The sequence below is a fragment of the Pseudomonas sp. NY11955 genome (assembly GCF_048068035.1).
Lineage (GTDB): Bacteria > Pseudomonadota > Gammaproteobacteria > Pseudomonadales > Pseudomonadaceae > Aquipseudomonas.
The window spans coordinates 48,827-70,200 of record NZ_JBLUPS010000024.1; the positions used below are offsets into that span (position 1 = coordinate 48,827).

A 21,374-nucleotide genomic window follows, 5' to 3' on the forward strand; every position below is an offset into this window, starting at 1 on the left:
AGGACTGGTTGTGAAGCTGAAACCTTGGGGCCGCTTTGCGGCCCATCGCGGCACAAGGCCGCTCCTACACTGAACGTGCTGGCTTGCTGATTTGCTTGCCGGATTGTGCGGCCACCTCCATGGCCTGGGCGTCCCGCTGTTTGCCTTGGCGGGCCAAGCCTTCCAGTTGCGGTATAAGCATGCCTTCGGGCAAATGCCGCCAGAAACGACCTGGCATGTGCAGGCGCAAGGCGCCCGGGTTGAGGCGGGCAGGGTTGAAGGTGTGGCGGTAGTAGGTGCGCCAGAGCTCAGCCCCCGGGTCTTCGGCGTTGCGGGCCCACTGGCGCCAGGCCTCGGGGCACTGTCGCTGGTAGTCGAATATCTGGCCGTCGAAGCGAATGCCATCCTGCGGTGTAGCAATCAACCAACGCAAGTGCCCCAGGCGGTCGGCGAAATGCGGGCTGGCACTTTGCAGAATGTCATGCGCCGGCTCGTGATAGGCCACCAGGTCCAGCTGCAAATGCTCGACCAGTTCATCGGGCAGCGGCACGAAGCGCACGAAGGCATGCAGATGATGTGCTTCGCGGGTCACCTGCTTGATACGCCGTTGCAGCTCACTGCCCAGCCGGTCACCTGCCAGCATTGCCGTGCGGTCGCCATGGGCGACCCGCCAAAGCACTTCATACAGCAGATTCCAGCGTTGCTCGCCACGGTAGCGGGAAGCCTGTTCCAGTTGGCTCAGCAAGGCTGCCGGGACTTTGGCGCGAAAAGGGCCAGGGCCTTCCGGGGGCGCAGTCGGGATGGCCAGCAGGTCAGCCATCGGGCCTTGTGACCAAGTGACTTCGGACGGGTCTATGCCATGCCCCAACAACACCCGGGCCTGATCGCGCCAAGTGGCGAACAGGTCGTCGCAGTCGAGCGCGATCACCCCCATAACCCCATCTGCACCGGTGCTTGCGGCTCACGCAAACGCGCACGCAGCAGGCCACTGCGCAGTTCGGCCTGGGCCGGGCGATAGTCGCTGGTGACGATGAACGGCCGTGCCTTGTCCAGCACGCAGCGCAGCTGGATCAGGTCGTCATAGCGGATACGCCGTTCCCGCCGCAAGGCAACCAGGCGCTGCACACTGCGCAGGCCGATGCCAGGGATACGCGCCAGGAGTGCGGGCTCGGCGCGGTTCACGTCCAGCGGGAAGACTTCGCGGTTGGCCAGCGCCCACGCCAGCTTGGGGTCGATGTCCAACGCCAGGTTCCGGCTCTGGCCCAGCAACTCACCGGCCTTGTAGCCATAGCCACGCAACAGGAAGTCGGCCTGGTACAGGCGGTGTTCGCGCAGCAGAGGTGGGGCAGCCAGGGGCACGCTGCCTGGGCTGTCGGGGATCGGGCTGAAGGCTGAGTAGTACACGCGCTTGAGGCCGTAGCCCTGGTACAGCGACTCGGCATTGCGCAGCAAGGTGCTGTCGTCGGTGCTGTCGGCGCCGACGATGACCTGGGTGCTTTGCCCGGCCGGGGTAAAGCGTGGCGCCTTGGGTTCGTTGGCCACGGCTTGCTGGCCCTGGTGAATCACGCCCATGGCCTGGCGAATAGTGTGCGCCTGTTTTTCGGGCGCCAGGCGTTTGAGGCTGGCGTCGGTAGGCAACTCGATATTGACGCTGAGGCGGTCGGCCAGGCGCCCGGCCTCTTCGATCAGCAGCGGGTCGGCCTCGGGGATGGTCTTGAGGTGGATGTAGCCGCGGAAGTTGTGCTCTTCGCGCAACAGCCGGGCCACGCGGATCAGCTGCTCCATGGTGTAGTCCGCCGAGCGGATGATGCCAGAGCTGAGGAACAGCCCACTGATGCAATTGCGCCGGTAGAAATCCAGGGTAAGACGCACCACTTCCTCGGGGCTGAAGCGCGCACGTGGCACGTTGCTGGAGCGGCGGTTGACGCAGTACTGGCAGTCGTACAGGCAGAAGTTGGTGAGCAGCACCTTGAGCAGCGATACACAACGGCCGTCGGGGGTGTAGCTGTGACAGATACCCATGCCGTTGGTGGCGCCCAGGCCATCGGCGCCGCGCGAGTTGCGCTTGGGCGCGCCGCTGCTGGCGCAGGACGCGTCATATTTGGCGGCGTCAGCCAAGATGCCGAGTTTGGCGATGAGTTGCATGGCGCTGTCTCGCTACACTGAATATCCATACAGTATTTTGAGAATGGATGGATTGCAAGTGATAGTGCGCCAGCCATACCCGACCAAATCTGTCAGCTAAGCTTGTGGCTGAACTTATGGATAGGCACGAGGCACGGGAGAGGTTATGAAGATCACCATCAAGCCGAAACTGGCGCTGGCTGGGCTGGCCTTGGCAATCGGCATGCTCAACGCCCAGGCTGCGGAAACCAGAAAAGTCGATGTACTGCTGGTGGGCGGCGGCATCATGAGCTCCACCCTGGCCATATGGCTCAACGAGCTGGAGCCTGGCTGGTCGATGGAAATGGTCGAGCGCCTGGACAAAGTAGCCGAAGAAAGCTCCAACGGCTGGAACAATGCCGGTACCGGCCACTCGGCCCTGGCTGAACTGAACTACACGCCGGAAAAAGACGGCAAGATCGACATCAGCAAAGCGGTGGAGATCAACGAGTCGTTCCAGATCACCCGGCAGTTCCTCGCCTGGCAGGTGAAACAGGGTGTACTGAAAAAACCGCACTCGTTCATCAACACCACCCCGCACATGAGCTTTGTCTGGGGCGATGACAATATCCGTTTTCTGAAAAAGCGCTACGAGGCGCTGCAGGCCAGCCCCTTGTTCAAACCCATGCAGTACTCCGAGGACCATGAGCAGATCAGCAAGTGGGTTCCGCTGATGATGGAGGGCCGCGACCCTAACCAAAAACTGGCCGTGACCTGGACGCCGATCGGCACCGACGTCAACTTTGGCGAGATCACCCGGCAATACGTGGGCTACCTGCAGTCCCGGCCGAACTTCGACCTCAAGCTGTCGAGCGAGGTGCAGGAAATCACCCGTAACGGCGACGGTTCCTGGCACGTCGAGTACAAGAACCTCAAGGATGGCAGCAAGACGGCCACCGATGCCAAGTTCCTGTTCATCGGCGCTGGCGGCGCGGCATTGCCACTGCTGCAGAAGTCGGGTATCGACGAGGCCAAGGACTATGCCGGCTTCCCGGTCGGCGGTTCGTTCCTGGTCACCGACAACCCGGCCATCGCCCAGCGCCACATGGCCAAGGCCTACGGCATTGCCGCCACCGGTGCGCCGCCCATGTCGGTGCCACACCTGGACACCCGGGTACTCGATGGCAAGCGCATGATCCTGTTCGGGCCGTTCGCCACGTTCTCGACCAAGTTCCTCAAGCAAGGGTCGTTGCTGGACCTGCTTGCCAGTACCAGTGTGCACAATGCCTGGCCGATGGTGCGGGTAGGGGTACGTGAGTTCGACCTGGTGCAGTACCTGATCGGCCAAGTGCTGCAATCCGACAATGACCGCTTCGAAGCACTGCGCACCTACTTCCCCGAGGCGAAGAAGGAAGACTGGCGGCTGTGGCAGGCGGGCCAGCGCGTGCAAATCATCAAGAAGGACGAAGCGCTCGGCGGTGTGCTCAAGCTCGGTACCGAAGTGGTGACGTCCAAGGACGGCAGCATCGCCGGCTTGCTCGGGGCGTCGCCCGGCGCTTCGACCGCACCGCCCATCATGCTCGATGTGCTGAACAAGGTGTTCAAGGACAAGGTGGCCTCCCCCGAGTGGCAGGCGAAGATCAAACAGATCATTCCGTCCTATGGCATCCGCCTTAATGACCACCCGGACCAAGTGCAGAAGGAATGGGCGTACACCAACGAAGTGCTGCAGCTCAGCCCTCCAGCGCCTTGATCCAGGCAAAGCGGTAGGTGTGGGTGGGGGCGACGGCTTGGCACTGGCCGTTGTCGGCATCGGCACCTACCACATACCACTCGGCCCGTGACGTCACGCCCAGCTTGCGGGCCTTGTCGGCGCTGAAGCAGCGGCCCAGCTCGATGGTGGGCACCAGGGCAAAGGCGCTAGGGTGCTGGCGCAGCCAATAGGCTGCCGCTTCTGCTTTGGATTGGCCGGTAAAGCCGAAGTGCACGATGGGTTGCCGGGCAAACAGCCAATGCCCCTCGCGCCAATTGACCAGCACCAGTTCGGCACCACCTGTGGCCTGCGCGGCGTCGCTCATTAGCGATTCATGCGGGTTGCGGCCTTCCTTGATGGGCTCGACGAAGCCACGCACGAACCACAAGGCGAACCATACCAATGCCACAGCGGTGAAAGCCTTGCGCCAGCCTGGCCGGTGTTGCCACCAGTGCTTGAGCAGCCAGGGCACCAGGGGTGCGATGGCCAGCACCAGGCCAGGCAGCGCCGGGAAGATATACAGCTTGCGCTTGCCGCTGCTGAGGCTGAAGAACAGCAGCACCAATGCCACCCAGCCAAGCAGCAGCAAGAAGCGGCCATCGCGTTTTTGCAATTGCCGGCGCCAAGCTGGCACCAGCCAGGGCAGGGCCAATATCAAGGGCAGCCAGTACTTGGGGATGACCTTCACGAAGAAGTACCAGAATGGCTCGCGATGGTCCCAGGCATTGGCGTAGCGGCTGGCGGTCTGGCGCAGCAGGATTTCCTTCAGGTAGGCCAGCTCTGGCGCGCCACCGCCATGGGCGATCGACACCAGCAATGGCAGCAACCACACCGCGCAACCGGCCAGTAACCACAGCAGTCCCAGGCTCCAGCGCCACCCCTGGCCGGGCATGGCCACAACGCCGTGCCAGCGTTGGCGTACCGCCCAGGCGTAAGGCAGCAGCATCAGCGCCGGGACAAACCCTACGCCTTTGCTGATGATGCCCAGGCCCATGGCCGCGCAGGCCAGGTAGAACCAGCCCCAGGCGGGCCCCAGCAGCAGGTGGCGCAGCATGCCGTAGAAGCCTAGCGCTACCCACAGGCACAGGAAGCTGTCGATCTGCCCGGTGCGTAGAATGCTGTAGCTCTGGTAAGTGGCCAGGAACAACAAGGCCGCGATCATGCCGATGCGCCGGTTCCACAAGCGCCGCCCGAGGTCATGCAGCACCCAGGTGATGGTCGCCGCCGACAGCAGCCCGGGCAAGTACAGGGCAACCTTGGGTGAGCCGGTCAGGTAGCTGAACAGCGCCACGGTCCACATGAACAACGGTGGCTTGTCGCCATAGATCTCCGCTGCCCGGTGCGGGATGAACCAGTTGCCGCTTTGCAGCATTTCCAGGGCCACGCCGAGGAAGCGTTCTTCATCGACATTCATCGGCTGGCGCCAGCCGATACCCGCGCCCAGCAGCACCACGGCAAGGGCGATCAGGGCCAGGCGTTCGGCGCCGAGCGTCTTGAACTTTGGCACAGGCCTATTCCTTCTGTTCCTGGTGGCGGGCAATCAGTTGCAGGTTTCGCAGGTAGACCAGAAAGCCGAAGCTCTGGCCGATGATGAACACCGGGTCCTGGCGGTAGATGGCGTACGTCAGCAGTAGCGCGCTGCCGAACATGCTCAGGTACCAGAAGCCCACCGGGATCACGCTGCGGCGCTTGAATTCGCTATACAGCCACTGCAGCACGAAGCGCCCGGTGAAAACGGCCTGGCCGGCGAAACCGACGATCAGCCACAGGGTTTCGCGGGTCATCCTTCGAGCTCCTGCGGGCGGCTGTCCAGACGGGTACGGCGGATCAGCCACCACACCCCGAACAGGTCGAGGATGCCGACCAGGGCGCGGTCCAGGTTGCCGTATTTGGAGACCCCGGCGTGGCGTGGTCGGTGGTTGACCGGGTGCACCAGCATGCGGCCGTTGTGGCGCAGGATCAGTGCCGGAATGTAGCGGTGCATGTGGTCGAAGTAGGGCAGGCGCAGGAAGGCTGCACGCTCGATCAGCTTCAGCCCGCAGCCGGTGTCGGGCGTGGCGTCTTTGAGCAGGCGGCTGCGCAGGCCATTGGCAAAGCGCGAGGCCCAGCGCTTGCTGGCGCTGTCGCGCCGGTTTACCCGGTGCCCGGCCACCAGCTTGACGCCGCCGGCCAGGTGCTGGTTGGCACGCACCAGGGCCAGCATGCCGGGGATGTCTGCCGGGTCGTTCTGGCCGTCGCCATCCAGGGTCGCCAGCCAGTGGCCGCGGGCCGCCTGGGCGGCATGCCACAGCGAGGTGCTCTGGCCCAGCGAGCGGTCGTGCCGCAGGATGCGCAACTGTGTGTAGCCCTGGCTTTTCAGGTGCTGCAGTACGCTCAAGGTACGGTCGCTGCTGCCGTCGTCGACCACCAGCACTTCATAGTGTTCGGCCGTGAGCGCAGCGCGTATCTCCATCAGCAGTGACGGCAGATTGTCGACTTCGTTCTTGGCGGGGATCAGTACCGAGAGGTCAAGGGGATCTGTCATGAGGCTACCTGTGATCTTGTTGTGATTGCGTGGATCAAACCCGGTAAAAATCCCGGTACCAGCCCACGAAGGCATTGACGCCATGTTCCAGCGACGTGCCAGGGGAGAAGTCGATCCAGCGAGCCAGTGAGCCGACGTCGGCCCAGGTTTCCAGTACGTCTCCCGCTTGCAGCGGCAGGTAGTCGCGCCGGGCCTTGATGCCCAAGGCGTGCTCCAGGCACTCGACAAAATGCAGCAGCCTTACCGGCTGGCCGCGGCCGATGTTGAACAGCTGGCAGGGCGGTTGTCCCTCGGCCGGCCGCGGCGGCTTCAGGCGCAAGCGCACGATGCTCTCGACGATGTCGTCGATGTAGGTGAAGTCCCGGCCCATCAGCCCGTTGTTGTAAACCTCGATCGGTCGGCCTTCGAGCATGGCGCGGGTGAACTTGAACAGCGCCATGTCGGGGCGGCCCCAGGGCCCGTAGACGGTAAAAAAGCGCAGACCGGTGGCAGGTATCCGATACAGGTGCGCGTAGCTGTGCGCCATCAGTTCATTGGCCCGCTTGCTGGCGGCGTACAGCGAGACCGGTTGTTCGACTGGGTCGTCGACGCTAAACGGCAGCTTGGCATTGGCACCGTACACAGCGCTGCTGGAGGCATAGATCAGGTGGCGGGGTGGCTGTCGGCGGCAGGCCTCGAGGATATTGAGGAAGCCAACCAGGTTGGCCTGCCCGTAGGCGTCAGGGTTATCCAGTGAATAGCGCACGCCGGCCTGGGCCGCCAGGTGGATCACTTCACTGAACGCCTGCCTGGTGAACAGTTGTTGCAGATCGGCCGGGTTGGCGATGTCGAGGGTATGGAAGTGGAAATTGGCAAAACCCAACAACTGCTGCAGGCGTGCCCGCTTCAGCTCGACACTGTAGTAGGCGTTGAGGTTGTCGATGCCGACCACTTCGATGCCCGCCTCGCAAAGGCGCCGCGCCAGGTGGAAACCGATGAAACCGGCCACGCCAGTGATCAGTACGGGCATGCTGGCTGCGCCTGGCCACGGCCGATGCCGTAGTAAATGAGGCCAGCGGCCGCCATATGCTCGGGCTCGAACAGGTTGCGCCCGTCGAACACCACCCGGTCGGCCAGCTGCTGCGGTACCTTGTCCAGGTTGAGCACGCGGTAGTCCTGCCATTCGGTGACGATCACCAAGGCATCGGCGCCCTGCAACGCATCGTCCTTACAGGGCACCAGTTGCAGGTCGGCACGCGGGCCGTAATGGCGCTGGATTTCTTCCATGGCCTGCGGGTCATGGGCCTGCACCCGTGCGCCAGCGGCCCACAATGCTTCCAGCAAGACCCGGCTGGAGGCTTCGCGGATGTCATTGGTATTGGGTTTGAACGACAACCCCCACAGGGCGAATACCTTGCCCCGCAGGCCACCGGGGTAGTGGCGTTGGATCTTGCTGAACAGCCGGCCTTTTTGTTGCTCGTTGACCGACTCCACCGCGCGCAGCAACTGTGCCTCGAAGCCTTCGGCGGCGGCACTGTGGCGCAGGGCTTGCAGGTCTTTGGGGAAGCACGAACCGCCAAAGCCGCAGCCGGCATAGATGAAGTCGTAGCCGATGCGTGGATCGGAGCCGATGCCACGGCGCACCATTTCGATGTCGGCCCCCAGGTGTTCGGCGAGGTTGGCGATTTCATTGATGAAGGAAATCTTGGTCGCCAACATGCAGTTGGCCGCGTACTTGGTCAGCTCGGCGCTGCGCGCATCCATGACCATGAGCTTTTCTCGGTTGCGGCTGAACGGCAGGTACAGCTCGCGCAGCAGCTCCACTTCGGCTGCTTGCGCGCCGCCGATGATGATGCGCTCCGGGCGCATGCAGTCGTCCACTGCAGAACCTTCCTTGAGGAACTCGGGGTTGCTGATCACTTGGAAGCGGCTGGTATCGGCCACGGCCTGGGCGATGCGCGCCTGGATGCGGTGGACCGTACCCACCGGCACAGTGGACTTGTTGACGATCACCTTGGGCCCGTCAGCATGTTCGAGGATGCTGTCGACCACGGCAAAAACGTGCTTCAGATCGGCGCTACCGTCGGCCTGTGGCGGGGTGCCGACCGCAATGAACTGCAACCTGGCATAGTTGGCAGCTTCTGCAGCGTCAGTGGTGAAGCGCAGGCGACCGCAGGCCAGGTTCTTTTCCAGCAGCGGCGCAAGGCCGGGCTCGAAGATCGGGCAATGGCCTGCACTGAGGCTGGCAACTCGCTCGGCGTCGACATCCATGCACAATACCGAATGGCCCACCTGTGCCAGGCACACTGCCTGGGTGAGGCCGACATAGCCGGTACCGAAAACCGTGACCTTCATTCGACAGCTCCTTGATAAGAAAGCTGAAAAAAAATGTCACATCGTTGTTTAGAAATTGTTACCTGACGAAGGATTTCAGGGGCAAGCTGGCGGCGATTTCGTTTCGTCCGGGCAGACGATCTAAACTTAGAGTCGGTTCGCGGTAACGTGTTTTTCAGCGAACTGAAACCCTTGAACCGACCACCGCCTCCCCGGAGCGGACGTCCCTCGCTGGCGATGGCCTTCTTGCAGAGGAGGGCAGGTCATGGACGAGGCAAGGCTTCACGATTTCATGGGTAAGCTGGTTGGCGACATGGGCGCAGCGGCGACCCTGGCCAATGTCATCCTTGGCGATGAGCTGGGCCTGTACCGGGCCATGGCCGATAGCCAGGCGGTTACCCCTGAGCAGTTGGCGCAAAAGACTGGCTGCCACCCGCGGCTGGTGCGCGAATGGTTGAATGCCCAGGCGGCATCGGGCTATGTGGTGCATGAAAAGGGCCGTTTCGTGCTGCCTGAGGAACAGGCCATGGCCCTGGCCCTGGAGGATTCGCCGGCCTACATGGCCGGGGGTGCGGCGGTGGTGGCGGCGCTGTTCCATGACAAAGACAAACTGGTAGCCGCCATGCGCGGCGATGGCGGGCTGGCCTGGGGTGACCACCACCCGTGCATGTTCAGTGGTACCGAGCGGTTTTTCCGGCCTGGGTATCGCACATTCCTGGTGGCAGAGTGGCTACCGGCACTTGAAGGTGTGGTGGCCAAGCTGGAGGCAGGCGCCAAGGTGGCGGACGTGGGCTGCGGCCATGGTGCCTCGACGCTGGTCATGGCGCAGGCATTTGCGGCGTCGACCTTCGTGGGGTACGACTATCATGGGCCTTCGATCGTCACCGCCAATGAGCGCGCCCGTGAGGCAGGGTTGACGGAGCGGGTGAGCTTCCAGCAGGCCAGCGCCAAGGACTACCCTGGGCATGACCACGACCTGGTGTGTTTCTTCGATTGCCTGCACGATATGGGCGACCCGGTGGGGGCGGCCAGGCACGCCTACCGGGCTTTGAAAGCGGATGGCACGGTGATGCTGGTGGAGCCTTATGCCGAGGATTCCCTGGACGGTAACCTGACACCCGTTGGGCGTTTGTTCTATGCGGCATCGACGTTTATCTGCACACCGAATTCGTTGTCGCAGGAGGTGGGGCTGGGCTTGGGGGCACAGGCAGGCGAGGCGCGGTTGCGGGCGGTGTTCGAGGAGGCGGGGTTCAGCCGGTTCCGGCGGGCGACGCAGACGCCGTTCAACCTTATTCTGGAGGCCCGGAAGTAGAGGGCAGCCTTTACCGGCCTCTTCGCGGGCACGCCCGCTCCCACAGGTAAAGTGCTGGATTGAGGCCTATGGTGGTCTAGTGGGGCTGCCCGCGAAAAAGCAGAAGGGGCGCCCTGTTGGCGCCCCTTCTGTGTTACTGCTTAGGCTTCAGCGTCCCAAGGACGATCACCTTTTTCATCCTTCACGCGGGTCGGCAGGCCCATCACGTCCAACGCCTTGAGGAACGGCTCGGCGGGCAGCTCCTCGACGTTGACCATGCGCTTGGCATCCCACTCGCCGCGGGCAACCAGCAGGGCGGCTGCCACTGGCGGTACACCGGCGGTGTAGGAAATACCCTGGCTGTCGGTCTCGGCGTAGGCTTCTTCGTGGTCAGCCACGTTGTAGATGAACACTTCGCGCGGCTGGCCATCCTTGGTGCCTTTGACCAGGTCACCGATGCAGGTCTTGCCGGTGTAGCCCGGGGCCAGCGAGGCTGGATCCGGCAGTACGGCCTTGACCACTTTCAGCGGTACCACTTCCAGGCCTTCGGCGGTTTTCACCGGCTGCTCGCTGAGCAGGCCCAGGTTCTTCAGCACCGTGAACACATTGATGTAGTGCTCGCCGAAACTCATCCAGAAACGCACGTTCGGCACGTTGAGGTTCTTCGAAATCGAGTGAACTTCATCGTGGCCGGTCAGGTACAGGTTTTGCGAGCCTACCACTGGCAGGTCGTCGGTACGCTTGACCTCGAACATGGTGTTGCTGGTCCACTGGCTGTTCTGCCAGCTCCACACTTGCCCGGTGAACTCGCGGAAGTTGATTTCCGGGTCGAAGTTGGTGGCAAAGTACTTGCCATGCGAACCGGCATTGACGTCGAGAATGTCGATCGAATCAATGCTGTCGAAATACTGCTGCTGCGCAAGTTTTGCGTAGCTGTTCACCACACCCGGGTCGAAACCGACGCCGAGAATGGCGGTGATGTTCTTTTGTTGGCACTCTTCGAGGTGTTTCCACTCGTAGTTGCCGTACCACGGCGGGGTCTCGCAGATCTTGCCCGGCTCTTCGTGGATGGCGGTGTCCAGGTAGGCGACACCGGTATCGATGCAGGCACGCAGCACCGACATGTTGAGGAAGGCGGAACCAACGTTGATCACGATCTGCGATTCGGTCTCGCGGATCAGCGCCTTGGTCGCCTCGACATCGAGGGCGTTGAGCGAGAAGGCCTGGATGTCGGCGGGTACCTTGAGGCTACCCTTGGCCTTGACGCTGTCGATGATGGCCTGGCATTTGGAGATGTTCCGTGACGCGATAGCGATACGACCCAGTTCGTCGTTATGCTGTGCGCACTTGTGGGCCACCACCTTGGCGACACCTCCTGCACCAATGATAAGAACGTTCTTCTTCAATTTACCCTTTGCTCCTTACTTGGTAGGCCGGTCTTACGACAGGCTGGAAACGTAGTCTTCGAAACCGAACTCGCGGACCACTTCGACGCTGCCGTCGAGTTGCTTGACCACGATGGACGGCATTTTCAGACCGTTGAACCAGTTTTTCTTGACCATGGTGTAACCCGCCGTGTCGATGAACGACAGGCGATCGCCAATGGCCAACGGACGATCGAATTGATACTCGCCGAAGATGTCACCGGCCAGGCACGACTTGCCGCAGACCATGTAGGTGTGCTCGCCGTCGTTGGGGGCCATCTTGGCGTTGAGGCGGTAGATCAGCAGGTCGAGCAGGTGCGCTTCGATCGAGCTGTCGACCACGGCCAGGTGCTTGCCGTTGTACAGGGTGTCGAGCACGGTCACTTCCAGCGAGGCGCTGTTGGTGATGGCGGCTTCGCCGGGCTCCAGGTACACCTGCACGCCGTAGGTTTGCGAGAAGGCCTTGAGGCGCGCGCAGAAGGCGTCTACCGCGTAGTCTTCACCGGTGAAGTGAATGCCGCCACCGAGGCTGACCCACTCGACCTTGTGCAGCAGGTGGCCGAAACGCTCTTCGATGTGCGTGAGCATTTTGTCGAACAGGCCGAAGTCACCGTTCTCGCAGTTGTTGTGGAACATGAAGCCGGAGATCTGTTCGATCACCTGCTCGATCTTGGCCGGGTCCCATTCGCCCAGGCGGCTGAATGGGCGGGCCGGGTCGGCCAGCAGGTAGTCGGAACTGCTGACTTGCGGGTTGACGCGCAGACCGCGCACTTTACCTTCGGACTGTTCGGCGAAGCGCTGCAGCTGGCCAATCGAGTTGAAGATGATCTTGTCGCAATTCTCGAGCATTTCCTCGACCTCGTCGTCGGCCCAGGCCACGCTGTAGGCGTGGGTTTCGCCGGCGAACTTCTGGCGGCCGAGCTTGAGCTCGAAGAGCGAGGACGAGGTGGTGCCGTCCATGTACTGCTGCATCAGGTCGAACACCGACCAGGTGGCGAAGCACTTGAGGGCGAGCAGCGCCTTGGCACCGGAGTGTTCACGCACGTAGGCGATCTTCTCCATGTTGCTGAGCAGCTTGGTTTTATCGATGAGGTAATACGGCGTCTTGATCATTTAAAGGCCCCCGGCCAGGCCGGCCAAAAAAAGGACACGCATTGTGCCTTCACTTGCCGCAGACCGAAAGGGTGGGATACGCATTTCGTCAGGGTTGACGCCATTGCGAAGGCATTTTTCGGTTGCGGCGGGCCTAGTAGATCAGGTGCATGTGACTATCGTAATCACCACCGACAGGTGGCAGCCTCAATCTGCCTGCTGCAACCATGCCTGAATCTGTTCCAGTGTGGCGGTGGCCCCGCCACAGACCACCACCAGCACATTCTGATAGTTGCCCAGTGCTTTGGCATCATAGGCCACTGCCAACGCTGCCCCACACGCCGGTTCTACGAGTAGGCGATGGTCCAGCAGGAACCGCTCACAGGCCTCCAGCGCCGCGCGATCGCTGACCAGCCGGCTGTGCACCGGATGCTGCTGCACGCACACCAGCGCCTGATCGGCCACACGCTTGGCCCCCAACGATGTCGCCACCGAGGCGATGCGCTCAAGCTCCACCGAATGCCCTGCCTGCATGGCCGCATGCAGGGACGCCGCGCCTTCGGTTTCCACTGCCAGCACCGGCACATCGCCCCAGCCATTGCGCTGCAAGCCCTCGACCACACCACTGAGCAAGCCGCCACCGCCGACCGACAATACCACTGCATCCGGCTTCAGGCCGGCCTCGGCCACTTCATCCACCAGGCTGGCATGCCCGGCCCACAGCAGCGGATCGTCGAACGGGTGGATGAAGGCATCGTCCGGGCCTACCAGTGTTTGTGCCAGGGCGTTGGCCTCTTGCCAGGAACTGCCGTGCACCACCACCTTGGCGTTTTCCAGGTGCAGCAGTTGCTTGGCCCGTTCGGTGGTGGTTTCCGGTACAACCACAGTGACCGGGACCCCCAGCTTGCGCCCCGCGTAGGCGACTGCCAGGCCGGCATTGCCGCCGGAGGAGGAGACGAAGTGCCGGGCGCCGCGAGCTTGGTGTACCTCGCAAGCGTGGCCTACACCGCGCAGCTTGAACGAACCGCAAGGCTGCAGTGCATCGAGCTTGAGCCAGACGTTACGGCCGGCAGCCAACGACAGCGGGCGCGACTCGATCAGAGGGGTGTGGATATGCAAGGTCATTGGCTGGCTCCGCGCAGTTGTTCAAGGTAGTTGTAAATGGTGTAGCGGGTTACGCCGAGGGCACTGGCGGCCTTTTCCACGCCGCCTTTGACGATGAACAGGCCACGCTCCTGCATGACCTGTACGGCCTCGACCTTGGCCTGTTTGTTCATCCGCCCCTGGCCGCTGCGTTGCAAGGAAGCCTGGATGATCTCGCTCATCAGCAGTTCCATGTCGGCGGGCTCGCTGACGGCAGGCGTGGCTCCCAGCGGTTGGAACTGCTGGAGAAAGCTCATGGCGGCGTCCAGGCCGGTGACGTCGGTGTTGACGCAGAGGCTGGCGAAGGGGTGGCCGTTGCTGTCACGGAAGATGGCCGTGGCACTGCGCAGCGTGCGGCCCTTGAGCGTGGTGGGGTAATCGGGTAGTACCACCGGCTCGCAGCCACGCTGGTCGGCCGAGGCCTGCATCAGTGCCTTGAAGCCTTGGTCCTGCTCCGGTGCGGCGAGGATCGGGCTGCCGACGCTACGGCCGGAGAGGTGGCCGTTGACGATCGCCACCACGGAATGCTCCGGGTGGTCCAGGTCGTGCAGCAGGATTTCCATGTTGCGTGCGGCAACGCTGCCCAAGGCTTGTATGGCGGCCTTGAGCACGGTGATGGTGAGGTGGCGTTCTTCGGCGGGGGAAAAGGGCATGGCAAATCGCATAATTCAACTTTTTGTGTATTTTTACACATAGCGTTGAATTATGCGATTTGCTTTTTCAGGCCCATTCGCGGGTACACCCTCCCACAGGATCGCCACAAGCCTTGAGACCGACGCCGTGCCTGTGGGAGCGGGTTTACCCGCGAATGGGCCGCAAAGCGGCCGCTGTAAACTCAGCTCAGAGCCGGAGTGCGCGGTGGGACCATGCGGCGCGAGCCGGTCGCCTCGAAGGCCGCGGCAAAGCTCAACAGCGCATTGTCGCTATAGGCACGCCCGGCGAAGGTCAGCCCCACCGGCATGCCGATATCGGCCATCACGCCCATCGGCACGGTCACGGTCGGCACGCCCAAGTGACGGATCGCCAGGTTGCCGTTGGCCACCCAGATCCCGTTGCTCCAGGCGATGTCCGCCGAGGCCGGATTGACGTCGGCATCAGCCGGGCCAACGTCCGCTACGGTCGGGAACAGCACGGCGTCCAGGCCCAGCTGGTCCATCCAGTCTTCCAGGTCCAGTTTGCGGGTCTGTTCCAGGCCGCGCAGGCCGTCTGGCAGGGTTTCGATCTGGTCCCAGGTCTTTAGGCCACGCTTGGCCATGTTGACGTACTCGTCCATGCCGGCGGCCAGGTCGTCCTCGCGGTTGGGCAGGGTGCCTGGGTCGTGGGGGAAAATCTTGGGCCCGTCGACATCGGCCAGGCGGTTGAGCTTGGGGTCGTCGTTGGCGCGCAGGAAATCGTCAAAACCCCAACCCGACAGTTCCCACAGTTCGTCATGCAGGAATTCCTTGCTGACGATACCGCGGTTGTAAACGGTCGGAGCGCCGGGGCGGTCGCCTTCGCAGTTGGACACCAGCGGGAAGTCCACTTCCAGCACTTGCGCACCGGCCGCTTCCAGGGCTTGGCGCGCTTGCTGCCACAGGTCGATCACCGTGGCGCGGGTGTTGATGCGTTGGCCAGTCGGGCCGCCGATGCCCGGTTTCTCGGAGGTGCCGGCTTCGGTGTCGGCATTGATGTACATGCGCGGCACGCCAAAGCGCTTGCCCTTGAGTGCGCTGGCATTCACTGCCAGGTCCAGGTACGACGCAGGACGTACCGCCGAGGCCGCCGGGATCGGCACCCAAGGCTGCAAACGCCACAGGTCGCCGCGCTTGTCAGCATCGTCGGCAACCACCACGTCGAGGATTTCCAGCAGGTCGGCCATGGTGCGGGCGTAAGGCACCACCACGTCCATGGTCGGCGTCAGCGGCCAGTTGCCACGCACCGAGATCACCCCGCGCGATGGGGTGTAGGCGCACAGGCCGTTGTTGGACGCCGGGCCACGGCCGCTGGACCAGGTTTCTTCGGCCAGGCCAAAGGCACTGAAGCTGGCGGCGGTTGCAGTGCCGGCACCGTTGGACGAGCCCGAGGCGAACGGTGCGGTCAGGTAGTCAGCGTTGTATGGGCTTTCAGCGCGGCCATACACGCCACGCTGCATGCCACCGTTAGCCATGGGCGGCATGTTGGTCTTGCCCAGGCAGACGGCACCGGCGGCACGCAGGCGCTCGATGGTGAAGGCGTCGCGCTGGGCGACCAGGTCCTTGAAGGCAGGGCTGCCGGAAGCGGCAGTCAGGCCCTTGACCAGGTAGCTGTCTTTGGCGGTGTAGGGAATGCCGTCCAGCGGGCTCAGCACCTGGCCCTTGGCCCGGCGGGCGTCGGAGGCTTCGGCTTCTTTCAGCGCCTCCGGGTTGCGTACCACTACGGCGTTCAGGGCAGTGGCCGTGTCGGCACCATCGTAGGCATCGATGCGTGCCAGATAGGCCTTGACCAGCTCGACCGCCGTCGTGCGGCCCGACTCAAGCGCATCGCGCAGCTCGGCAATGGAAACCTCGGTTACCTCGATCATGCGTTCACCAAAAAAATGTGCAGGTGGGGGCTAATGCGAGGAGTGTACAAGAAGGGCTTGGTGGGCGCAGGTTTGCGCAGGGGCAAATGGTTTTATGCAGGCGGGCATTGTCGGGGTCGCGCAGCGACCCCGGCCTACCCTTAATCGAGGTCTGTGGCTGAATGCCGCTCCGGCACCTGGCTGTCTTCATCGCCCCAGGTACGGTTGACCCGGGTACCGCGCTGCACCGCCGGGCGCAAGGCAATTTCCTCGGCCCAGCGCTGCACGTGGGGGTACTCATCCACCGCCAGGAACTCCGCCGCACCATACAGATTGCCGCGCACCAACTGGCCATACCACGGCCACACGGCAATGTCGGCAATGCTGTACGCCTCGCCGCCCAGGTAGCGGCTTTCAGCCAGGCGGCGGTCAAGCACATCCAATTGACGCTTGGCCTCCATGGTGAACCGGTTGATGGCGTACTCGAACTTTTCCGGCGCATACACATAGAAGTGGCCAAAGCCACCGCCCAGGTAAGGTGCGGCACCCATCTGCCAGAACAGCCAGTTCAGGCTTTCTGTGCGCGCAGCGGGCGATTTTGGCAGCAGGGCGCCGAACTTGTCCGCCAGGTACAGCAGGATAGCGCCCGACTCGAACACCCGTACCGGCGGCTCGACGCCGCGGTCGAGCAGGGCAGGGATCTTCGAGTTGGGGTTGACCTGGACAAAGCCACTGGAAAACTGGTCACCCTCGCCGATGCGGATAAGCCAGGCGTCGTATTCGGCACCGGTGTGGCCCAAGGCGAGCAGTTCTTCTAGGGCAATGGTGACCTTGACTCCATTGGGCGTGGCCAGGGAATACAGCTGCAACGGGTGCTTGCCTGTCGGTAGGTCCTTGTCGTGAGTCGGGCCGGCAACTGGACGGTTGATGCTGGCGAACTGGCCGCCGGGCGCTGCGTCGTTGCGCCAGACCTTGGGTGGCACATAGGCGGGCTTGCTCATGCATGGATCTCCTTCAATGGCGCGAATCGGTCACGTAGGACGTGGACCTGCATCTATGCCACGGGTTCGACGCAATGCGCAATTGCATAGCGCGCAAGCGCAGCATGCATGACGGCGTTTTCATCCAGTTTTCATCCGGGGTAGGCCTGGCCGGTTTTATGCTGGGCTATCTCTTCGCCCTGCAAGGAACCGCCGGCCGATGACCATTCCTCGTTGCTTGTTGGCGCTGGCACTGTTCGGCGGGCTGCTGGCCCGCGCCGACGCCGCGCCGTGGGTCGCCGGCCTGCACCCTATGACCCTGGCCGACCCGATCGACAGCCGCCCGATGCAAGCCCTGGCATTTTACCCGGCGATTGGCGCAACCCGTAGCCGCCGTATAGATGGGTATCCCGTCGAGGTGGCCGAGGAGGCGCCAGTTGCCATGGGGCGGTTCCCTTTACTGGTGCTTTCGCACGGCAATACCGGTAGCCCATTGGCCTTGCATTATCTGGCTACGTCGTTGGCCCGCCAAGGGTTCGTGGTGGTGGCGGTGGTACACCCGGGGGATAACGCCCGCGACCACAGTCGCCTGGGCACCTTGAGCAATCTTTATGGGCGGCCGCTACAGGTCAGTGCCGCGATCACCGCCGCACGCGATGATGCAGTGGTCGGGCCTTACCTGAATGACGGCAAGGTGGGCGTGATCGGCTATTCGGCTGGCGGTGAAACTGCGTTGATCCTGTCTGGTGCGCGCCCTGATCTGGACCGCTTGCGCCAATATTGCCTGGAGCGACCGAACGACGCTGACGCCTGCAAGACCCACGGCATACTGATCGCCGACCGCAGCGAACTCGCGCCTGAGGCTGACCCGCGAGTGGGTGCAGTAATGTTGATGGCGCCGCTGAGCCTTTTGTTCGGCCGTCATGCACTGGCCGGAGTGCAGATACCGGCGCTGATCTACAGCGGCGACAGCGACCAGTTGGTGGCGGTGGACCGTAATGCCGAAGCCTTGGCCCGCAAGCTGCCCGTCACCCCCGACTACCGCCTGTTGGCCGGTGCGGGGCATTTCGTGTTCATGGCCCATTGCGATGCCGAGCAGTTCGCGCGTATGCCGGCGCTGTGCAAGGACGCCGACGGCGTCGACAGGCGGCACATCCATCACTCGTTGCAACGTGAAACAGCGGCGTTCTTCAGCCAGGCCCTGGGCGCGCCAGAGCCCGCCGAACGTTCAGCCGAGACGGGCGCGCCGCGCCAGCAACAGCGTTAGGCCGACCCCGGCGAGGGCGAGCAAGGCCGCCACACAGAAGATCGAGGCGTAGCCCAGGTGCACGGCTACGGCCCCCATCACTGGCCCGGCGATGGCCAGTGCCATGTCGAAGAACACTGCATAGGCGCCCAATCCTGCGCCTCGGCTGCTGCTGGGAACTTGCTTGATCGCCTCCACGCCCAGTGCCGGGTACACCAGCGACAGCCCGAAACCGGTCAGCCCGGCACCCACCAGCGCCCAGGGCGGTGAGGGCGCCAGCCACAGCAGGCACAGGCCAAGCACTTCGGTGGCCATGCAGGCGACGGCCACGTTGAAGCCACCAAAGCGGTTGACCGCGTTGACGAAGAGCAGCCGCGAAATGATGAAGCACACACCAAACGCACTCAGGCACCAGGCCGCGCCCGCCCAGCCGCGTTCCAGGTAATACAGGGTGACGAAGGTGGTCAGGGTGCCGTAACCGATCGAGGCCAGGGTCAGGCCCAGGCCACAGGGCGCAACCCGGCCGAATGCCGACCAGAAAGGCAGGCGCTCGCCGCGTACCACGACCACGTCAGGGCGCTTGCGCAGTACCAGCAGCGCAGCGGCCGCCAGTACCAGCAACGCCGGCCCCAGCACGCTGAAGTTCAGCCCATCCACGGCCAGTACGCCCAGTGGCGCACCAATGGCGATGGCTCCGTACGAGGCGATACCGTTCCACGAAATCACCCTGGCAGTGTGCTCGGGGCCGACCTGGCTGATACCCCAGCTCAAGGTGGCCACGCCGATCAGCCCTTGGGCAACGCCTAGCAGCAATCGCCCGCCGAGTAACAGGGCCAGGCTCAGCACCGGTACGGTGAGCGTCCAGGCTGACAACAGCGTTAGTACCCCGCAGCCAGCAATCCCCAACAGGCCAAAGCGGATGGCTTGTTTACCCCCCAAGGTGTCCGCCACCTTGCCGGCGAACGGGCGGCTAAGCAGCGTGGCCAAGTATTGCAGACCAATCGTTACCCCGGCGATGACTGCGCCGAAGCCGAGTTGGTCGTGCACATAGCTGGGCAGTACCGCAATCGGCAGGCCGATGCAGAGGAAGGCAATGAAGGTATAGAAAACGATCGACAGGATCTGCAGGGTAATGTGCAGCGTATCGCTGGCTGGGGCGGGTTGTTGCGCGGTCATGGGCTCTTTCGCGGGCGGGCGGTTAGGCGTGGTCCCATCATGGCCGTTGCGCGAAATAAATGAAAGCAGGCTAACGAATTATTCGTCGGCGCAGTGGCAGCCTGAGGTCTGTAGGAGCAGCCTTGCGCTGCGAAGAGGCCAGCAGAAATCCGTTGGATTTACCGGCCTCTTCGCAGCACAAGGCTGCTCCTACGGGCGAAGAGGTCGGGCCAGCAGCAGATGGCCCGACCTTACCCTAGGATCAGACCAGCACGCCTTGGCTGCGCAGGTAATCGTCGTAGGTACCGCTGAAGTCCACCACGCCATCGGCCGACAGCTCGATGATGCGCGTGGCCAGCGACGACACGAACTCGCGGTCGTGGCTGACGAACAGCAGGGTGCCTGGGTAGTTTTCCAGCGCCAGGTTCAGCGCTTCGATCGACTCCATGTCCAGGTGGTTGGTCGGCTCGTCCATCACCAGCACGTTCGGCTTCTGCAGGATCAGCTTGCCGAACAGCATGCGACCTTGCTCACCACCGGAAATCACTTTCACCGACTTGAGGATCTCGTCGTTGGAGAACAGCATGCGCCCCAAGGTGCCGCGGATTACCTGCTCGCCGGAGGTCCACTGGCCCATCCAGTCGAACAGGGTCATGTCGTCTTCGAAGTCGTGGGCGTGGTCCTGGGCGTAGTAGCCCACTTCGGCGCTATCAGTCCACTTCACCGAACCCGCATCCGGGGTCATCTCGCCGACCAGGGTGCGCAGCAGGGTGGTCTTGCCAATACCGTTGGGGCCGATGATTGCAACGCGCTCGCCTGCTTCGACGGTGATGTCGAAGTTCTTGAACAGCACCTTGTCGTCGAAGGCCTTGGCCATTTTCTCGACGACCACTGCCTGGCGGTGCAGTTTTTTCGTCTGCTCGAAGCGAATGAACGGGCTGACGCGGCTGGAGGGCTTGACCTCTGCCAGCTGGATCTTGTCGATCTGCTTGGCCCGCGAAGTGGCCTGCTTGGCTTTCGAGGCGTTGGCCGAGAAGCGGCTGACAAAGGTCTGCAGCTCGGCGATCTGGGCTTTCTTCTTGGCGTTGTCCGACAGCAGTTGCTCACGCGACTGGGTGGCCGCGGTCATGTACTCGTCATAGTTGCCCGGGAACAGGCGCAGTTCGCCGTAATCCAGGTCAGCCATGTGGGTGCAGACACTGTTGAGGAAGTGCCGGTCGTGGGAAATGATGATCATGGTGCTGTTACGCGCCGTGAGGATCGTTTCCAGCCAGCGAATGGTGTTGATGTCCAGGTGGTTGGTCGGTTCGTCGAGCAGCAGTACGTCCGGGTCCGAGAACAGCGCCTGGGCGAGCAGTACACGCAGCTTCCAGCCCGGTGCCACTTCGCTCATCGGGCCGAAGTGCTGTTCCAGCGGAATACCCAGGCCCAGCAGCAGTTCACCGGCACGGGATTCGGCGGTGTAGCCATCCATTTCGGCGAATTCGGTTTCCAGCTCGGCGACGGCCATGCCGTCTTCCTCGGTCATTTCCGGCAGCGAGTAGATACGGTCGCGCTCGGCCTTGACCTTCCACAGCTGGCCGTGGCCCATGATCACCGTGTCGATCACGGTGAATTCCTCGTAGGCGAACTGGTCCTGGCGCAGTTTACCCAGGCGGGTGTTCGGCTCGAGCATGACCTGGCCAGCGGACGGCTCCAGATCGCCGCCGAGGATTTTCATGAAGGTCGACTTGCCGCAACCGTTGGCGCCGATCAGGCCGTAGCGGTTGCCGTTGTTGAATTTGACGGAAACGTTTTCGAACAGCGGCTTGGAGCCGAACTGCATGGTGATGTTAGCGGTGGAGATCAAGGAG

The 21,374-nt window shown here is 62.9% G+C and carries 18 protein-coding genes; 3 read left to right on the plus strand and 15 right to left on the minus strand.

All coding sequences use genetic code 11. The annotated features are described in order from the left end of the window. Positions 1-64 precede the first annotated feature (64 nt). Both ACNFBR_RS27915 and ACNFBR_RS27920 read right to left on the minus strand, forming a co-directional pair. Positions 65-913, minus strand: coding sequence for a TIGR03915 family putative DNA repair protein (locus ACNFBR_RS27915; RefSeq protein WP_416737726.1), 849 nt, complete (start codon positions 911-913; stop codon positions 65-67). Further along, positions 904-2,124: a putative DNA modification/repair radical SAM protein gene (locus ACNFBR_RS27920; RefSeq protein ID WP_416737727.1), complete on the minus strand. Its 1,221-nt coding sequence runs from the start codon at positions 2,122-2,124 to the stop codon at positions 904-906. Before ACNFBR_RS27920 ends, ACNFBR_RS27915 begins: the two co-directional genes overlap by 10 nt. A gap of 145 nt (positions 2,125-2,269) precedes the next feature. Between ACNFBR_RS27920 and mqo the strand changes: the two genes are divergently transcribed. Then, on the plus strand, positions 2,270-3,835 hold the full coding sequence (gene mqo / locus ACNFBR_RS27925; protein ID WP_416737728.1) for a malate dehydrogenase (quinone): 1,566 nt from the start codon (positions 2,270-2,272) through the stop codon (positions 3,833-3,835). On the opposite strand, the gene ACNFBR_RS27930 is transcribed toward mqo, so the two are convergent. Genes ACNFBR_RS27930 through ACNFBR_RS27950 form a run of 5 tightly spaced genes read right to left on the minus strand, consistent with a single transcriptional unit; the run spans position 3,816 to position 8,693 of the window. Continuing rightward, on the minus strand, positions 3,816-5,342 hold the full coding sequence (locus ACNFBR_RS27930) for an ArnT family glycosyltransferase (RefSeq protein ID WP_416737729.1): 1,527 nt from the start codon (positions 5,340-5,342) through the stop codon (positions 3,816-3,818). The two genes, mqo and ACNFBR_RS27930, sit on opposite strands and share 20 nt — an antisense overlap. A gap of 4 nt (positions 5,343-5,346) precedes the next feature. Then, a complete protein-coding gene (locus ACNFBR_RS27935; RefSeq protein ID WP_416737730.1) occupies positions 5,347-5,619 on the minus strand; it encodes a lipid-A-disaccharide synthase N-terminal domain-containing protein in 273 nt (90 codons plus the stop codon). After that, positions 5,616-6,359, minus strand: coding sequence for a glycosyltransferase family 2 protein (locus tag ACNFBR_RS27940; protein ID WP_416737731.1), 744 nt, complete (start codon positions 6,357-6,359; stop codon positions 5,616-5,618). The genes ACNFBR_RS27935 and ACNFBR_RS27940 overlap by 4 nt, the downstream gene beginning before the upstream one ends. A gap of 34 nt (positions 6,360-6,393) precedes the next feature. Then, the gene (locus ACNFBR_RS27945; RefSeq protein WP_416737732.1) at positions 6,394-7,368 is read right to left on the minus strand and encodes an NAD-dependent epimerase/dehydratase family protein; all 975 of its coding nucleotides are present in this window, start codon (positions 7,366-7,368) and stop codon (positions 6,394-6,396) included. Beyond that, the gene (locus tag ACNFBR_RS27950) at positions 7,356-8,693 is read right to left on the minus strand and encodes a UDP-glucose dehydrogenase family protein (RefSeq protein WP_416737733.1); all 1,338 of its coding nucleotides are present in this window, start codon (positions 8,691-8,693) and stop codon (positions 7,356-7,358) included. Before ACNFBR_RS27950 ends, ACNFBR_RS27945 begins: the two co-directional genes overlap by 13 nt. 244 nt (positions 8,694-8,937) lie before the next feature. Here ACNFBR_RS27950 and ACNFBR_RS27955 point away from each other — a divergent pair, with 244 nt between their 5' ends. Beyond that, positions 8,938-9,984 carry a class I SAM-dependent methyltransferase gene (locus ACNFBR_RS27955; protein ID WP_416737734.1) on the plus strand — a complete coding sequence of 349 codons (1,047 nt, stop codon included), beginning with the start codon at positions 8,938-8,940 and terminating at the stop codon, positions 9,982-9,984. A 140-nt stretch (positions 9,985-10,124) separates the two neighbouring features. Here ACNFBR_RS27955 and ACNFBR_RS27960 read toward each other — a convergent pair whose 3' ends face one another. From ACNFBR_RS27960 to yghU, 6 genes are all read right to left on the minus strand, one after another. After that, positions 10,125-11,369, minus strand: a complete 1,245-nt coding sequence (locus ACNFBR_RS27960) for a saccharopine dehydrogenase family protein (protein WP_016394970.1) — start codon at positions 11,367-11,369, stop codon at positions 10,125-10,127. Positions 11,370-11,402: 33 nt separating this feature from the next. Further along, positions 11,403-12,500, minus strand: coding sequence for a carboxynorspermidine decarboxylase (locus tag ACNFBR_RS27965; protein WP_060493713.1), 1,098 nt, complete (start codon positions 12,498-12,500; stop codon positions 11,403-11,405). Between the two features lie 186 nt (positions 12,501-12,686). Next, positions 12,687-13,604 (minus strand): pyridoxal-phosphate dependent enzyme, encoded by a 918-nt coding sequence (locus tag ACNFBR_RS27970; protein ID WP_416737735.1) that lies wholly within the window; start codon positions 13,602-13,604, stop codon positions 12,687-12,689. Next, positions 13,601-14,275: a helix-turn-helix transcriptional regulator gene (locus ACNFBR_RS27975; protein ID WP_416737736.1), complete on the minus strand. Its 675-nt coding sequence runs from the start codon at positions 14,273-14,275 to the stop codon at positions 13,601-13,603. The genes ACNFBR_RS27970 and ACNFBR_RS27975 overlap by 4 nt, the downstream gene beginning before the upstream one ends. A gap of 182 nt (positions 14,276-14,457) precedes the next feature. Then, positions 14,458-16,161 (minus strand): amidase, encoded by a 1,704-nt coding sequence (locus ACNFBR_RS27980; RefSeq protein WP_416737737.1) that lies wholly within the window; start codon positions 16,159-16,161, stop codon positions 14,458-14,460. A 140-nt stretch (positions 16,162-16,301) separates the two neighbouring features. After that, positions 16,302-17,141 (minus strand): glutathione-dependent disulfide-bond oxidoreductase, encoded by an 840-nt coding sequence (yghU, locus tag ACNFBR_RS27985; RefSeq protein WP_416737738.1) that lies wholly within the window; start codon positions 17,139-17,141, stop codon positions 16,302-16,304. A 199-nt stretch (positions 17,142-17,340) separates the two neighbouring features. Between yghU and ACNFBR_RS27990 the strand changes: the two genes are divergently transcribed. Continuing rightward, the gene (locus ACNFBR_RS27990; RefSeq protein WP_416737739.1) at positions 17,341-18,387 is read left to right on the plus strand and encodes an alpha/beta hydrolase family protein; all 1,047 of its coding nucleotides are present in this window, start codon (positions 17,341-17,343) and stop codon (positions 18,385-18,387) included. Here the strand turns inward: ACNFBR_RS27990 and ACNFBR_RS27995 are convergent. Then, positions 18,349-19,542, minus strand: a complete 1,194-nt coding sequence (locus ACNFBR_RS27995; RefSeq protein ID WP_416737740.1) for an MFS transporter — start codon at positions 19,540-19,542, stop codon at positions 18,349-18,351. The genes ACNFBR_RS27990 and ACNFBR_RS27995 overlap by 39 nt on opposite strands. Before the next feature lie 241 nt (positions 19,543-19,783). Then, on the minus strand, positions 19,784-21,370 hold the full coding sequence (locus tag ACNFBR_RS28000; RefSeq protein WP_416737741.1) for an ABC-F family ATPase: 1,587 nt from the start codon (positions 21,368-21,370) through the stop codon (positions 19,784-19,786). Between the last annotated feature and the right edge of the window lie 4 nt (positions 21,371-21,374).